Source organism: Rhodocytophaga rosea (assembly GCF_010119975.1).
Lineage (GTDB): Bacteria > Bacteroidota > Bacteroidia > Cytophagales > 172606-1 > Rhodocytophaga > Rhodocytophaga rosea.
Map to the genome: position 1 here is coordinate 8198231 of NZ_CP048222.1, position 16643 is coordinate 8214873.

General features: G+C 42.0%; 14 protein-coding genes. 5 read left to right on the plus strand and 9 right to left on the minus strand.

The annotated features are described in order from the left end of the window. The first annotated feature begins 29 nt into the window (after positions 1–29). The 5 genes from GXP67_RS33650 to GXP67_RS33670 all read left to right on the plus strand — a co-directional run bounded on the left by GXP67_RS33650 (position 30) and on the right by GXP67_RS33670 (position 4182). A complete protein-coding gene (locus GXP67_RS33650) occupies positions 30–755 on the plus strand; it encodes an ABC transporter ATP-binding protein (RefSeq protein ID WP_162447177.1) in 726 nt (241 codons plus the stop codon). A gap of 228 nt (positions 756–983) precedes the next feature. Then, complete coding sequence (locus GXP67_RS33655; RefSeq protein WP_162447178.1) at positions 984–2108, plus strand: tetratricopeptide repeat protein; 1125 nt, start codon at positions 984–986, stop codon at positions 2106–2108. Further along, positions 2092–2712: an IMPACT family protein gene (locus GXP67_RS33660; protein ID WP_162447179.1), complete on the plus strand. Its 621-nt coding sequence runs from the start codon at positions 2092–2094 to the stop codon at positions 2710–2712. The genes GXP67_RS33655 and GXP67_RS33660 overlap by 17 nt, the downstream gene beginning before the upstream one ends. Positions 2713–2893: 181 nt before the next feature. After that, positions 2894–3730: a sugar phosphate isomerase/epimerase family protein gene (locus GXP67_RS33665; protein ID WP_162447180.1), complete on the plus strand. Its 837-nt coding sequence runs from the start codon at positions 2894–2896 to the stop codon at positions 3728–3730. Positions 3731–3774: 44 nt separating this feature from the next. Then, positions 3775–4182, plus strand: a complete 408-nt coding sequence (locus tag GXP67_RS33670; RefSeq protein WP_162447181.1) for a MaoC family dehydratase — start codon at positions 3775–3777, stop codon at positions 4180–4182. Between the two features lie 59 nt (positions 4183–4241). Here the strand turns inward: GXP67_RS33670 and GXP67_RS33675 are convergent, their stop codons facing one another. From GXP67_RS33675 to GXP67_RS33715, 9 genes are all read right to left on the minus strand, one after another. Further along, positions 4242–5840, minus strand: a complete 1599-nt coding sequence (locus GXP67_RS33675) for a WG repeat-containing protein (RefSeq protein WP_162447182.1) — start codon at positions 5838–5840, stop codon at positions 4242–4244. A 40-nt stretch (positions 5841–5880) separates the two neighbouring features. Next, entirely contained in the window at positions 5881–6672 is a 792-nt protein-coding gene (locus GXP67_RS33680; protein ID WP_162447183.1) for a GNAT family N-acetyltransferase, read from the minus strand. Positions 6673–6747: 75 nt separating this feature from the next. Next, a complete protein-coding gene (locus GXP67_RS33685) occupies positions 6748–7812 on the minus strand; it encodes a metallophosphoesterase (protein WP_162447184.1) in 1065 nt (354 codons plus the stop codon). A 159-nt stretch (positions 7813–7971) separates the two neighbouring features. After that, the gene (locus GXP67_RS33690) at positions 7972–8445 is read right to left on the minus strand and encodes a DUF3997 domain-containing protein (protein WP_162447185.1); all 474 of its coding nucleotides are present in this window, start codon (positions 8443–8445) and stop codon (positions 7972–7974) included. Positions 8446–8483: 38 nt separating this feature from the next. Then, a complete protein-coding gene (locus GXP67_RS33695) occupies positions 8484–9296 on the minus strand; it encodes a DUF4249 domain-containing protein (protein WP_162447186.1) in 813 nt (270 codons plus the stop codon). Positions 9297–9414: 118 nt separating this feature from the next. Then, a complete protein-coding gene (locus GXP67_RS33700; RefSeq protein ID WP_162447187.1) occupies positions 9415–11754 on the minus strand; it encodes a TonB-dependent receptor in 2340 nt (779 codons plus the stop codon). Between the two features lie 240 nt (positions 11755–11994). Further along, positions 11995–13206: a glycosyltransferase family 4 protein gene (locus GXP67_RS33705; RefSeq protein ID WP_162447188.1), complete on the minus strand. Its 1212-nt coding sequence runs from the start codon at positions 13204–13206 to the stop codon at positions 11995–11997. Between the two features lie 25 nt (positions 13207–13231). Beyond that, positions 13232–15091: an asparagine synthase (glutamine-hydrolyzing) gene (asnB, locus tag GXP67_RS33710; protein WP_162447189.1), complete on the minus strand. Its 1860-nt coding sequence runs from the start codon at positions 15089–15091 to the stop codon at positions 13232–13234. Positions 15092–15096: 5 nt separating this feature from the next. Beyond that, entirely contained in the window at positions 15097–16584 is a 1488-nt protein-coding gene (locus GXP67_RS33715) for a cellulase family glycosylhydrolase (protein ID WP_162447190.1), read from the minus strand. Positions 16585–16643: the final 59 nt, after the last annotated feature.

Below are 16643 nucleotides of genomic sequence, written 5' to 3' on the forward strand. Positions count from 1 at the left end.
AAAAATCATCCCCTATCTAACCAGTTCGCATGAAAATTATCGAAACAAACCAGATTTCCAAAAGGTATGTGATGGGCAGTGAGATCATCGAGGCATTAAAATCTATTACTATTTCAATCAATAAAGGGGAATATGTTGCGTTTATGGGTCCTTCCGGCTCCGGAAAATCTACGCTGATGAACATTGTGGGTTGCCTGGATACCCCTACCAGCGGCAGTTATATTCTCAATAATAAGGATGTGAGTGATATGTCGGAAAATGAACTGGCCGAAATCCGGAATAAGGAAATTGGCTTTGTATTTCAGACATTTAACCTCCTGCCCAGGTCAACTTCCCTGGAGAATGTTGCCCTTCCCCTGATTTATGCCGGGTATGGAAAATCAGACCGTACGGAAAAGGCAATGGAAGCGCTGAAAAGTGTAGGATTAGGAGACAGGTCTAAACATAAACCCAATGAACTTTCCGGGGGGCAGCGCCAACGGGTAGCCATTGCCAGGGCACTGGTAAATAATCCAAGTATTGTACTTGCCGACGAACCTACCGGTAACCTGGATTCCAAAACGTCCTATGAGATTATGGATCTGTTTGAAGAATTGCACAGCAAAGGCAACACCATTATTATGGTTACCCACGAAGAAGATATTGCCCAGTATTCACACCGTATTATCCGCCTCCGGGATGGTTTGATTGAAACGGATTCACCCAATCCGCATATCCGCAAAGCCAAAGCAGCAATGGGGGCTACTCTACATTAATTACCCAACTATCAATAATAGTTTATCTGATACACAATACAACCTTTCAGCTTTTTAACACCTGACAGGTTGTATTGTGTGTAGAACTTACTTCTGTTCAGAGGCGAGAGAGGCAGGACTTTTTTATTTCTACCTGAACTACTTGTATTTTTGCATCCGGAAATTAGTTGTGTATCTACAATAATTTTTCTTACCAGCCGACTGTGGATTAATAAAATTACTGCCTGTATGCTCCGTTGTTTATGTATTTTTTGTTTGTTATTTCCCCTTACTGTCCGGGCTCAGCTTCTGAATGATACGCTTGTACAAAAACAAGTAATTCTGGCCATAGATAAAATTTACAATTTTGAGTTTACAGAAGCAGAACCGGTGATCTCCACCATTCGCAAAAAGTATCCCAAACATCCGGTCTCCTCCTTACTCATGGCTTTGTATACCTCCTGGAAATATTTCCCGATAGATTCCAAATCACAAGCCTACCAAACCTACCAGCAGTATCTCAAAGAAAGCCTGGAGCGTACCAATCAAATCTACGGCGAAGATACTGATAATCCGGAAGGTGTATTTTTTGCTTTGTCAGCCCACAGTTACCTGGCCCTGGTGGCTTCTGAGGAGAGAGATTATATGAAAGCTATGGGAGAAGCCAAACGAACCTATGTGTATATGAAAAAAGGCTTTGACCTGATGAGCAAATATCCGGAGTTCTATTTCACTACCGGATTATACAATTTTTATGTAGTAGAATATCCCGAAAACCATTCGGCTGTTAAACCATTCATGTTGTTTTTTGCTGATGGTGATAAAGCATTAGGACTTAAGCAAATGGAACAAAGCATCACTACAGGCACCTTTACCAGAACAGAAGCAGCATACTGGCTGGCTCATATTTATATTAAACACGAGATTAAACCCTTAAAAGCCCTGCAATTCACCCAGCAACTGATAAATAAATATCCGGGTAATGTACAGTATATCATGCGGCACACCGAGATGCTGATTGCCACTGGCAAATATGACCAGGCACAACCTTACATTAAGCAACTGATTGCTCATACACATAAGATGATCCAGAGCAGTGGTTACGTTTTCCTTGGTTTAATTCAGGAAAAACAAACTAAAAACTTTGCGCTGGCCCGTACCCATTTTCAGCATGCTTTTAAGTTGAGCCAACCAGACCGGCGCTTTACTATGGATTATTACGCCCTTGCCTACGCTGCCATGGCCCGCATGTCGGACCGGGAAGGAAACCGGCAGGCGGCCAGAGATTACTACAAAAAAGTACTAGATATGGCTGAATATGAAGGCACGATCAAAGAAGCCAAAAATTATTTAAAAAATGCCTCTGCCAGCTGATGATACCTACTTAACTATTGGTGCCGCTTCAGAAGGGCTTTATAAAGAAAAAGGAAGCAAATTTATTGCACTGGCATTTCCGGCAGATAGTGAAACTCAGGTGAAAGAAATACTGGCACAGGTCCGCAAGAAATACTACGATGCCCACCACCATTGTTATGCGTATATTCTGGGCGATAAAGGTCAGCATTACCGGGCTAATGACGATGGGGAACCAGCCCATTCTGCCGGAGATCCTATCCTTGGACAGATCCGTTCCAGACACCTTACACATACCCTGGTAATAGTTGTACGTTATTTTGGAGGTATTAAACTGGGCGTAAGCGGGTTGATCCAGGCATACAAAACGGCAGCCTCTGATGCTTTAACACAGGGGTCTATCATTGAGAAGATTGTAGAGATTCCGCTCACCCTACGGTTTAGCTATCAGCAAATGAACCAGGTGATGAAACTGGTAAAAGATTATGAATTAAAAGTGATCCATCAGCAATTTGCAGAACAATGCGAACTTGGTTTATTGATCAGAAAGGGTTTACTGGAAGAAGCACAATCAAAATTACTTCAACTGGGAGTTGAGATAATTACCGATACAACTGTTTCATAATCGTTTGCGGCCTCTTTCCTGGTATATATTCCATAATTATTATCACTATTTTTTGCAGCTAATCACCCTATCGGTGTATATTTAGCATTTTAATCCGTAGCTACCTATTTCAGTTGAATGTATGACTGGGATCATGCTACTACAAAGGCTTTATTCAAACCATTCTTACATTTTACCAATTATGGCTTATACCAGAAAAGCATTTATTCAGAAAGCAGGGCTTGGCCTGTTAGCCGGGTCTACTTTTTCAAGCATCAATCCTTTAATTGCAGATAAACCTGCTGCAAGCGAACGGCTAAAGTTTGGAATGGCTTCCTATACCTTACGCAAGTTTACCCTGGATGAAGTGATTGCCATTACCCAGAAGCTGGGATTAAAACATCTGGCCTTGAAAGACATGCACCTGCCTATGGATTGTCCGGCAGAGATGTTAAAAACCATGACTGAAAAAGTTCGGAGCGCTGGCATTGATCTGTATGGTGGCGGCGTGATCTATATGAAAACGGAGGAAGAAGTAAACAAAGCCTTTGCATACGCGGCTAATGCCGGATTTAAAATGATTATCGGGGCTCCTTCCCATACCTTATTGAATCTGGTAGATCAGAAAGTCAAAGAAACCAATATTATGCTGGCTATCCATAACCATGGCCCAGGCGATGAAGTATATCCAAGCCCCGAAAGTGTCTATGAAAAGATAAAAGGACTCGACAAACGTATTGGTTTATGTATTGACATTGGCCATACCCAGCGTATTGGGCAAGATCCGGCAAAAATGGCGGCTAAGTTTGCCGACCGGCTATATGATATTCACATTAAAGATGTGACCGGTTCTACCGGAAAAGATACTCCCCTGGAAATCGGACGAGGTGTAATTGATATACCTGCCTTTTTAAAAACGTTGAATAAAATAAAATACCAGGGGATCGTTTCGCTGGAATACGAAAAAGATGCCAATGACCCAATTCCTGGCGCATCGGAATCTATAGGTTATTTGAAAGGGGTGATGCGGATGGTTTAATACGTATAAAAAACTTCACCCTTTTATCAGTTTTTTCTATTTCTATGGAAACAGGACAGGTTTATACCCATCAATTTCAGTTCAGTCAGCAGCAGGTAGATGCTTTTGCAGCACTTTCCGGCGATACAAATCCTATTCATACGGATGCTGCCTATGCGGCTACTACTATTTTCCGCAAACCTATTATTCATGGTTTTTTGAGCGGAAGTGTATTTTCTAAAGTACTAGGCACCCAATTTCCAGGCGAAGGAACGATTTACCTGAAACAAACGATGGAATTTAAAGCGCCACTGTTTGTAGATATTTCTTATGAGGCAGTGTTTACAGTAAAAGAAATTTTACCAGGTTCTGTAGCCCTGATCAGCACGCAAATAAAAGATACACCTAATGGAAACATTCTGGTAGACGGAGAAGCTTCCGTAAAAAACCGGCAGAAAATCAAGAAGATATAAAAGTATTTGGTCAGCAGTAATATGTACACACATATGTTTATACTTGATTGCTGACCAAATTACAAGCTAAAATCCTTCAGCTTAAGCCAGAGCTTATTTTGATCTTTCCGCATATACATTTCACGGACTGGATCTATAATGATATCAAAGCCTGGCACACTGCCCGGATATTTACGCAGGTGTATGAGTATATTTCCATCTTTGGCAAACCTCGCAGAACCATCCCATAATGAGGTGTTCCATAGATCAAAAATTATGTTGCCGGTTTTTGTATGGGTAATCCTTGGCGCACATACCCAGTGCGACATCCGCATCTCATTACAGGCGTATTCCACTTTATAGCTGCCATCCGGCGAAAGCTGGGTACCATCTGGCAGTAATTCACCTGTAACCAAATCAAGTTCTGCATCAGTGTATATTTTTATGGCAGGTTCCACTATGGGATCATCCATCCGGATGCCATCCAGGTTTGGAATATCTTTAATATCTTCCGGAGATACATATTCGGGCTTTGGTGGTTCTGGAGGCTGCCTGGGTGTATACTCGGGGAAATTAAATTTGAGCGGTTGCAGTTCAATTTTCGGAAAGGGTTCCGATGCCCATACTATCTGGTTACTGGTATTAATATATGCCCATCCCTGTTTAGTCATCACAAAGGCCAGTCCGTTTTTAAACGAGCGGGCTTCTGAATACTGGCAGGGAATGGCAAAATCTCCTTGTTTATTCAAATATCCGTATTGGCCATCCATTTTTATACGGGCCATTCCTTCCGAAAAACTATCAGCTTTTTCCAGAATCCTGGGCCGGAAAGCCATACTGCCCCACTCGGTGATATATCCATAGCGGTTATCTATCTGCACCAGTGCCAATCCTTCTGAAAATGGTTTGAGCTGGGTATATGCTTTGGGAATTACTTCAAAGCCATATTTATCAACGTATTTTGCCTTTCCGTCCAGTTGTACCCATGCCATACCCTCTTTAAAATCATTGGCCAGATCATATTGAGGCTGGAGTTTCCACTGACCGGTTTTGTCTTTGTAGCCCCACCATCCGTTTTCTTTTACCCGTAACAAGCCCTCCGAAAAACCATAACCATTATCCAAGGCAGCATTCATCGGCACCTGCAATACAACCTCCCCCTGCTGATTAATATAATACCAGAATTTATCCTGGCCCGACACCACAATAGCCAGGCCATCTTCCGGGAAATCGCCGGCATTGGTGAACCTGGGCTCTATCGCTACATCTCCATTACGGTTGATATATCCCATGGCAGCAGGTACTTTTTTTCCCGAATCATCCGTATATGAACGCCTGGATACCTTGGCCAGTCCGGCATGAAACTCACCCATTACCCGGTAAGGAATCTGATTTACGATAGTTCCTTTCGTATCAATAGCCACATAATTTCCATCTTCCAGCAAACCAATACTTCGTCCCTCCACAAAATCTTTGATGCTCGTAAACTGCGGCGGAATTACCATTTCGCCCTTTGTGTTGATAAATCCGGCTTTGTTTCCTACATATACCCAGCACAAGCCTTCTGAAAACTCTCCTACCTGGGCAAACTGCGGTTCTATTACAACCTTCCCTTCCCTATTCATAAAGCCCCATTGCCTTCCTAACGTTCCAGGAATGGGATATAATACTTGTTCCATATATAATGAAATGATCGAAGGAATGTTGAATGAGTGTTGACTACTCAAATGGACAGACAATCAGGTGTACCGGATCGAGTGTAGCATATTCCGCTTTCCAGTAATGGGGATCATTCAATTCGTTGTATTCCACATTAGCAGAATATTTCTCATGCTTCAGGATAAATGGTTTTTTCATAGAAACCAGGATACTGTCCGGCTTTGGCCATCCAACAGAAGCAGAACTTACTTCATTACCGGGTGCTATTTCGGCTTCCAGAATAGGTTTTAAATCCGGGTGTAAATCGTTGAGGTATTTGCCATATTTATGTTCCATCCATTGAGCTTTTGTAAGTTCATATACATGCAATAGTGCATCCTGGTTCCATTTGGGATTGTCATGAGGTTGGGTACGCTGGAAGATGAAGCCATTCTTTTCCAGTACATGCATAGATGCTTTATTAAAATCCAGTATGGTAGCGTAAATTAGTTGCAAACCCAATGACTGGAAAGCCCTCTCCAGGGTCATTTTTACACCAAAACTGGCAAATCCTCTTCCCCAGTAGGGTTTTCCGATCCAGTAGCCGATTTCTGCCTTATCTGCGGGAATAATATTTATTAGTCCGCATAAACCCACAAACATATTGTTATTTAAAATAACATTGTTCCATACTTTGCCCTCTTTTTGCTCCTGCGCATACATGTCAATAAATGACCTGGCACCATCTTCAGGATAGGGATGCGGAACACGGGTAGTTATAGCAATCTCAGGATCAGAAGCAAGGTGCTGAATGGCATCTGCATATTGCATGGTGAGCATGCCAATGGAAGGGCGAAAGTTCAAATTTTCCACAAAACAGCAATTAGTTAAAAATAGAGCAAACAAGTTAAAAAATAATTTTAAACGAAGCTTGCCGATAGCTTTCCGTCAGGTTAAAAATGTAATTCTGGCAAAAATATAATCCAGGTGCTCTTTATTAATCTCTACCCGGTAATATGGACTGCCTTCCAGCGATTGTGCAGGCTTATCTCCGGTTGGTGAATCTGCCGGTTTTATCCGTCCGTCAAAATAATGCACCAGGGCTATTTCTTCATTGGCAATTTCCAGGCAGGTAATTCCCCGGCTGCCAATTACACAACCAGAATTAAATAGGCAAGGAACCAGAATGTCAGCGTTGTACAAACTGTTGCCCAGCAAGGTATTCTTTTTATCGCGGTTGAGTTTAATGAGTTCATCCCGGTAGGTTTTCAGTTTTTGCTGAGCTTCCTGGGTAGCAGCAGCCGGTTCGGCAGCAAAACTTCGAACTAATTTTTCGATCTGATACTCCAGGTAATCCCGTTTGGATAAAGACTCAAACAAAGGCCGGTGAGTATGGCCAATGAGGGCAGCTATTTTACGCTCGCTGGCATACTCGTATACTCTTTTTTCAATTTTGTATTGCTTGCGGCTATTGTAGGCAACCGAATAATTCTGGATTCCCAGCGGATTGGCTACATAGCGGAGAAAAAATCCGATGAGGGCATTGTGTTTGGTATAATACAAAGAAGCCTGGTGTCCGTGAAATAGAAATAACTGGTGATCTTTATAGGTAAGCACCAATGATTCCAAAAGTGAATAAGGAGAGGATTTATTGATCTTTAATATCAGATCCGCATCATGGTTACCAATGAGTTTGTAGAGCTTTTTCTGTCTGGCAAATGCATCAAACAATGTGTATACGCCTTTCCAGCGTTTAGCAATAGCATCATAAGAAAACCGCTGGAGTTCTTCAATATCACCGTTCAGAATCAGAGAATATTGATTTTGCAGGTATTGTTTCTCCAGCACATACGAGAACAGCTCAGAATTATGTAAAAAATCATCCCGGCTTCCACCATCGCCCATATGCAGGTCACTAAAAATAACTATTTTATCGATGGAGGAAAGTGGCTTTACCGGTGATTTTTTAAAAAGGGAATCCAGGTTATTGGCAATGATTTCTTTTTCTAACATAGGTGGAAACCTGGATTATGCAGATGAATGGATATAATGGAGTATTATTTCTAAGCCTGATCTTTCTGGAAAGGAAACAACTAAATTCCAAAAAACAAAGTCTGGCTAAGCTAATTTACTATAACTATGAGATAGCGTACATTGTAGTCCACATTCCACCTAATCTCTTTGGTCTAAATTTTCATAATATATTTTATTTTGAAAATTACCTACATTTAATTCCTTTTTAGCAAGTTCAAGTTGTTGTGGAGTAAAAAATAGTGTGGGAAAAAGCGAGTTTGCTTTTACATCAATCAAATAATAAAAGGTTATCTCATTCTTATTTTTAGTAAGATAGCTGTCAATTAATTCCTTCGGTTGATTCTTTAATAGAGATTTAAGGACATATGAATTAGGATGTTGTTTAGCAACGATAAAATTATTATTCCATTCAACCTCAAAAACAGTGTTAGATACAACTACACTCCCTCCTGAATAATCTTCTTTTTCATTATGAATGATACACATATCAGTAGGTATATCTAATGCTATAATGGAATAAGGTCCTATTATCTTTTCGTTCTTATAACTACCAAAACAACTTGTAAGTAGTATAAGTAAGAACAAGCTTAATACTTTATAGAAGTGATTCATTCTATTAAATCAGTAAACTTCCGGTTTCCAAACATCACCTACTCAATCACAATGCGTTTGCGGTCGTATACGAGGGTGGCAAATACACCGATTCCGCCTTGCACCGTAGATTTAACCCTGGCTGGCTGGGCAAACGGATTTCCATTGGCACTGGAAGCACTTTCTACACTTTCCAGAAAATCAAAATAGCTCCGTTCGATGTGGTATACCGTTACATAGACAGTATCGCCGGGTTCGTAATTATAGCCTGTACCAATCGTAATTTCTGTGCCGCTGGCAAACGTATCATCCAAGGTAAAATCCAGTTCTGCGCCTCTGTTTAAGCTGTCTTTGTGTACCTGGAAACGGAAATAATTATTCTGCGACGGGTCATCTTCAAAATGAGCGAGAATAAAAGCCTTGGTCGAATCTTCATTGTATTTATATTCTACTTCTGTAATGGGCACAAAGGGCAGAAATTTCGCTTTGCCGGTTACTGTTCTTCCATTCGTATCCTTTACCTCCAGCTCATACTCCTTGTTTAATTGCGAATCTATGATATTTGTTGCGGAGTAATTGTACGCTTTCTGATTTTCTTCATCTACTTCTATCTCATACCTCAATCTTACTGGTCTGTTATTGCTTGTAATAATAGCATTTGCAAAAGCTACATCTGGAATTTCAACCCCGGCAAAATAGCTGGAGCTTTCAGAAACAGCCATCCGGTAGGGTTTGCCTGCTTCCAGGTAACATTCTACCACCAGCTTATTTTCATAGGGTGGCAAAGGAACATCTATTTCTTTTTCGAGGTCGCATCCCGAAAGAAGAAACAAACCTATGCCTATTGATGCCAGATAGTAAATAATTTTCATAGCCATTTCAGTAGTCTGGAACCTGGATTACACAGATTTAAGAATTTACCGGATTAATTACTGCGAAAAAGCATAATCCTGTGAATTTTAAAATCCTATAAATCCTGGTTCCGGGTGATTAAAACTTAAAATTATAGGTTACCGAAGGAATAACCGGAAACAAAGAAACCTGTTTGGCTTTAAAACCAGTAATCTGGTCAGTATCTTCGTCCCGTAATTCCTCAAAATAAATAAAATACGGATTGCGCCGGTTATAGGCATTATACACACTGAATGTCAGGTCAGAATCGCCCCACTTGTGTTTAAACTTCCAAACGAGTCCCAGGTCGAGCCGGTGATACGGGGCCATCCGGAAACTATTTCTTTCCAGATATTCAGGTACTACACTAAAATTAGCGCCTTCCACATCCTGAAAAATAAAACGGCCAACCGGTAAAGAGATTGCATTTCCGGTACCATAAATCCAGGTGGCCGTTACAGATAATCTTTTATTCAACTCATGCATCACCACCATCGTCATATCATGCCGGCGGTCGTACCTGGGGAAAAACCTTCGTCCTTCATTGATCTCATCAAACTTGCGGAACGTCCAGGAAAGCGTATAGCCTATCCAGCCAGTGGTGCGGCCTTCTTTTTTTTCCAGGTATATTTCGTTGCCATAACCCCAGCCTTTTCCAAATACAAACTCCTGCTCCAGCTGAGGATTCACAAACAATTGCGCCCCATCCCGGAAATCGGTCTGGTTCTTCATCCATTTATAGTAAACTTCATTGCTAAGCAGGTATTTACCCCGGCCCAGTAATATGCTGATTCCACCGGCTATCTGGTCGGAGCGTTGCGGCCTGACAATCCTTCCGGAAGGGAACCAGATATCTGTGGGCAATGAGGCGCCGGAATTAGAAACCAGATGCACATACTGGTACATTCTGGCTGCACTTGCCTTTACAGAGGCGGTATTACTAAGTTTATATCTGGCCGAAAAACGAGGTTCCAGGCCGCCATACCATTTACCCCGGCTTTCAAAGCCAGATAATCTAAACCCACTATTGAGCCGCCAGCGGATATTCGGCGTATAATCACTCGACACATAAGCGCCCATTTGCGAACCAAATAAGTCCTGTCCGGAACTGAAAGATACCCGGCCATCATCGCTGCCGGCCTGTAAACGGCCTACCGCAAACTGATGATAGGTGTATTGTGCGCCAAACCTAAGTGTGTGATTATTGGTGATCAGGTAGTCGAAATCTGTTTTGCCGCTTACATCCTGAATGCTGGAGCCCAGAGTAAACTTAAAGATGTCGAACTTATTGGCTATGCTGTAATTATAGTCAGATATGATAAACGAAGTATTAGAAAAGAGTCTGGGATTAAAGATATGGTTCCAGCGCAAGGTACCGGTGGTATTTCCCCACTTAAAATCAAAGTTAAAATTGTCGCCGCTGAACTTGAAAATATCCCTTCCAAAATATCCACTTAGAAACAACCTATCTTTTTTGCCCAGTTCATAATTAACCTTCGCATTCATGTCATAAAAATAATAATCCGGAATCGGATTATATTCTTCATCATCTGCATTGGCTTTGTTGAGTTGCCTGGTAAAAATATCAAAATAAGTTCGCCGGCCTGAGAGCATAAACGAAGATTTATCCTTCAGCAAGGGGCCTTCCAGGGTCAGCCTGGAAGCAATGAGTCCGATGCCGCCGCTTCCTGCAACATGCTGATCGTTGCCATCTTTCAGTTTTACATCCACTACCGAAGAAAGCCGTCCGCCAAACTGAGCCGGAAAATCTCCTTTGTATAAATCTACCCCTTTTACCGCATCCGGATTAAAGATGCTGAAAAATCCAAACAAGTGAGCTGCATTGTAAACAGTTGCCTCATCAAGTACAATCAGGTTCTGATCCGGACCGCCACCTCGCACATATAACCCGGTAGCCCCTTCCCCACCCGACTGAATGCCTGGCTTCAGTTGTAAAGCTTTGATAATATCTACTTCTCCAAACAGGGCCGGAATCTGCTTGATTTCTGCAATGCTGAGTCGTTCTACACTCATTTGTGTTTGCTCCAGTTTGGCTTGCAGCGATTCAGCCGTTACTACTACTTCTTTGAGCTCCTGTTTCTCAGGTGCCAGCATAATAGTGAGCTGCTGATTTTTGACGAGGAATACTTTGCGTTGAGCCGGTGCATAGCCGATATAAGAAATGATGAGTTGAATACTGTCGGTTGGCAGGGATAAGGAGAAATAACCATAGGCATTGGTAGTGGTTCCTTTACTTAACTGTGGTGCATATACCGAAGCGCCGATCAAATCTTCGCCTGTTTCAGCATCTTTTACATAGCCGCTTACAGAAAATTTATGCTGAGCCTGGCTTTCCCCTACTAACGTAAGCGCAAAAAGCAGGCAAATAAAGCAAGAAAACCAGTATCCAGATCGTATGTTAGCCGTAGAAATATGCATAGTTGGAAGAATAACAGAAGAATACAAACATAAGACTTTGCCCTCGTCTGTCTGATACAATAATAACCTGCAAATTACACTTGTGTTGTTAAGGTAAGGTTAAATTTATTGGGCTGGAACCACGATTATATAATTCGCAGATTAGATCAATGCTGAAGGAACAATCATCTTACTTACGCTAAATTTTATGTTTATGAATCCTGTTATTCCAACAATCCGATAAATCCTGGTTCCAGACGATTATTCCGGCACCACAGCTACCTCTTTTGAAATAGCAATAGGTTTCGATTGAGGAAACAGGCCCACAAACGTTTTTGTCAATATTTCCCGTGAAAACTGCGTTTCTGCCAAGTAGCGGGCAGAAGATTTTGCCTCTTTTAATTTCCGCTTACTGGCCAGATAGGGAAGTAGTTTTTTATAAAAATCATCTGGTTCATCGGGAGAGGCATAAAAACCACAATCGGCTTCTTCAATTGATTCCCTTACCCAGCCACTTGTATTGGTAATACACAATTTACCCGCTGCCAGGGCATCAAAAAACTTATTAGGGCTGCTGGTTTCCATTACTGGTTTCTGCGCAAACGAAATATACACAGCATCTGTATGTGCTAACATTTCCCTCAGTGTAAATTTATCTACATGGGGATGAAACGTCATATTATTCAACTGATACTGTTGCGCCAGCTGTTGCACCTGTGCATTGGCATTGCCTTTTCCCACTACCTGAAACCGGACACCACTTAGTTGTTTCTCCTGAAAATAACGGGCGGCTTCTACCAGATAATTTAATTGATTAACCTTACCTACAGCTCCAAAATAACTGATGGTGAATGTATTTGTCTTTTGCGGAAATGTAGGTTCATCCGCCTGAAAAAAATCACAATCCGCCATATTGGGAATTACATGAATTTTACCCAGGTCTGTTATTTTCTGACTAATATCTTGTGCCATTCCTGGCGACAGGGCGATGATCTTTTGTGCCTGCCGGTAAACGAGTTTCTCGAAACCCCGGATTATTTTCTGAATGAACCCATTACGGATGACGCCCATTTCGATGGGTGCCTGGGGCCATAAATCCCTTACTTCAAAATAGAAGGGAATATTTTTTAGTTTTTTTAGCAACAGAGCAGTTATCCCAACCGTCAGCGGTGTAGAGGTAGCGTAACATAATCCTGCATTTTTGATAGAAAGCGCCAGCCTGGATGCCTGAATGACAAATCTCAGAAAAGACAGGATACGTCCTAAAAAACCCAGTTTTGTATCGTAAAATACCGGCAGGTAATGAACGGTAATACCTTCGATCCGTACTTTCTGGTAGGCTTTCTTATTGTGGCTGGTGATCATCTCCACCTGATGCCCCTGTTTGATTAAGGCTTTTGCCAGGTAATACGACCTTGAGGAACCGCCGTCAGCATAAGTTTTAAAGTACTGGTGTATATAAATTATTTTCATTGAACCAGATTCATACTAGCAAAAATTACATTTTCTTTCCAAATTCTTGTTCCAGCCAGGCAATCAGCAATACAATTGTCCAAAGTTCGGAAGAATAGTCCGATTTTCCAGCCAGATGCAACTGTACTAGCTTATTTATTTCGGCATATGATGTATGTTCATATAGTAAAGCCTTGCGGTTTTGCAGCAGTTCTCTTAAAAATTTTCCATTTACCGATTTAAGCCATTGCCCGAAAGGCATGCCAAAACCTTCTTTGCTGCGCTGCACATACGCTTGTCCGCCTTTACGGCTGAGTATGTCTTTCAATATCCATTTTTTTCCCTTCTGTAACAATACACTGGCAGGAATAGATTCCATCAGTGCACTCAGATGAGCATCCAGATAAGGCAAACGGGCTTCCAGGCTCGCCTGCATGGTCATTCTATCGGTAATCGCCAGTACATCTGCTGAAAGAAAATGTTCCCGGTCATATTGAAGTGCTTGTTGCAGGTATTGTTCCATGTTTTGTCCGGTAGCTTCCGGGAAAAGATTATCCTCTGAATTTGTTTCCGCAAAAGCGAGATGCGCCGTAAAATTAACAAAGGTTTGCTGCCTTGATACATCCATCTGGCTGAGTAACTTGTGTAATAGTCTGGCTTGTTTCCGGAACGGATGACTCGAACCGTCAGGTAATAAAAAAGCTGACTTTTTCAATACTGGAAGCAGGTATTGAAGCCAGGAATAGTGCTTTAAATATTGAAAATAAGCCTGATGCCGGTTATATCCGGCAAACAGTTCATCTGCCCCTGCACCAGAAATAATGACTTTTACAAATTTCTTTGCTTCCTGCGATAATAACCAGGTAAGCCAGGCTGCCCCATCTCCCACCGGCTGATCTATTTTCTCAACAAACGCATAAAAATTCGCTAGCAAATCCGGACTGATTTCTATTTCATGATAAGCTGCTCCGTACTGCTGAGCGGCTTTCCTGGCAAACAGGTAATCCTGCGTTCCAAACGAAGCATCTTTAGCCGAATTAGCGATGGAAAAGACAGGAAAATCCTTTTTACCAGATTCCCGGATCATTGCAAGAAGTAAGGTAGAATCTACTCCCCCACTCAGAAATAAACCTGCCGGAACTTCTGCCGGCAAATGCATTTGTACAGCTTCAACAAGCGACTGTTCAATCTGTGTGAGTGAAAAGTTTTCAGGAACGCTTACCTGAAATGCAGGTAGTTTGCTGGATTTCAACAGGGATTTTCCAGGGTTATATATGTAAACGTAGCCTGGTTCTATTTCATAAATGTTCTTGTAAAAAGTATTAGGCCGTTGGGCAAATTTAAAACGCAAATAATGAGGGATCTGCTTGCTGTTCGGCTCTTTTTCGATAAGCCCCGAAGCCAGAATTCCTTTGATTTCGGAGGAAACAATCAAGTATTTTTCATTCTCTGCATAAAATAGCGGTTTCATACCAAAGCGATCCCGGCACAGGTAGAGTTTTTCTTCCATCCTGTCATAAAAAGTGAAGGCAAACATGCCATTCACCTGGCTAATTCCTTCCAAACCTTCTGCTATCAGCAGATACAGCAGCACTTCCGTATCCGATTGCGTGCGGAAATGATAGCTCCGTTCCAGGCGCTTTCGTATGTCCTGGTAGTTATAGATTTCTCCATTGTAAGCCAGCGTATACCTCCCGTCTTCCGATTGAAATAATGTATCTGCCTCACTTCGGATATCCGTAATCCGGAGCCGGTTCTGGGCGATATATACACAATGATTATGGTTTTTGATACTCAGTTGACTGGCAGCATCAGGACCCCGGTAGTGCAGGGCTTGCAGCATCTGTTGTACTGGCGCTTGCGATAGCTGAAAGGTTTTGTCAATGATCAGGTGAATCCCACACATATACCTTAGTTGGTCTGCCGGATATGTAAGGCAATATCTCCCACATCCACTGGCATACTCAGAGTAGCTGTTCCAGTGCTGTGTATAAGTGTATCTGTCTTAATACTAGTGCCATTCTCAGGATTGAGCCATTCCAGGCTATACTTTCCAGCCGCAAGTTCCAGGCCTATTGCTTCTGATACAGTATTTTCAGCAAATAAGGCATACTCCTTTCCGGAATTGGCCAGCACAAACACACCTTTTTTATCTGCGTTTTTTACTAATTCCTGAGCCGGTTTCAGGTGAATAAAATCAAGACTTTCCATAAACTTTTTGAGTTCAGATAGTTGCTTGCGTAAGGCCGGACTGCCTCCTCCCGGCGCTTTCTGCTGGTCAGTGCCATCTGGTTTGGCTACAGTAAATGAATAATCCAGGTTATTGAATAATCCTCCGCCAGCCATCATAAACCGCCATGCCTGCTTCCGGTAGGTAGAATCTGCACTTCCTGCAAATCCGGATTCATCAAAACCAATTACTTTATTTAAGTGATAATTATACTGGACAGCCTCTGGATGGGCATAATGGAAATTAAATATGGAAACAGCCGGATTTGTTTCTGTAAGGGTGAAGGCAAAATTGGTATAGTTCTGGGCAATCAGGTGTTTGTGGGTATGGCTAGCTTCCTCTGTAGTAATTACTTCAGCCATTCGTTTCTGCCAGGCCAAGGTAATTTCAGTTGGCACCTCGACACTTTTTTGCCACTCAAAAAGTATACTATCCCCCTGGCTTACAGCAGGGAGTTTTACGCTGTTATCTGCCCAGGGTTCATTCTGGATTTCATAGAAAACATTGTCATATTCTTTCAGCTCGCTCACGATCTTTTTCACCATTTTTTCCTGAAAGGGCAGAATATTTCTATTTTCCAGGGTTTGAACCTTGGAGAAGATAAGAGAATCAGTGCCATTGATGTTATTTTCAGGATGCAAAGGACTGCTTTTCCATCCATCGCTCCAGCCATATAGTGAAGTAAACAACGTAACTTCTACCACAATCCCCCGTTTGCCGGCTTCCGCAACAAAATCTTTGAGGCGTTTAAAATAGGCTTCATCCCAGGTATTCAGATCGAATTTATTACCCCCATTATCATATCCTGGTGTATCACTCCGTTTCCAGGGACAGATAAAACGGCCTTCCGCCGGTGCCAAGGTATTCTTCGAAATGTCGAAAGCCCCAGGATCTTCCACATACGAACCGGTAAAAATCCGGGTATAATTGAGCGAATCAGCTTGCAGGGCGTTTAAGTAGGTAATATAATCGAAATCCAGGTTTAACACGGCGCCATAATGTTCTCCGGAAGTAATCAGTACTGTAGGCTTATCCCTGAACAAAAAATAATGTCCGTTATTGGGATGCAAACTGATGGGCTTTGGTTGCTGCTTTTGCTGCTGGCGTTCTTCGGTTGGTTTCCCCTGGCAGGCTGCCAGTAACAATATTAGTAAAGGTATGTATCTCATTGTAAAGGCTATAGGTCTGAAAAATCTTTGAACAATGTATTGACACTTTTAAGTAGTTA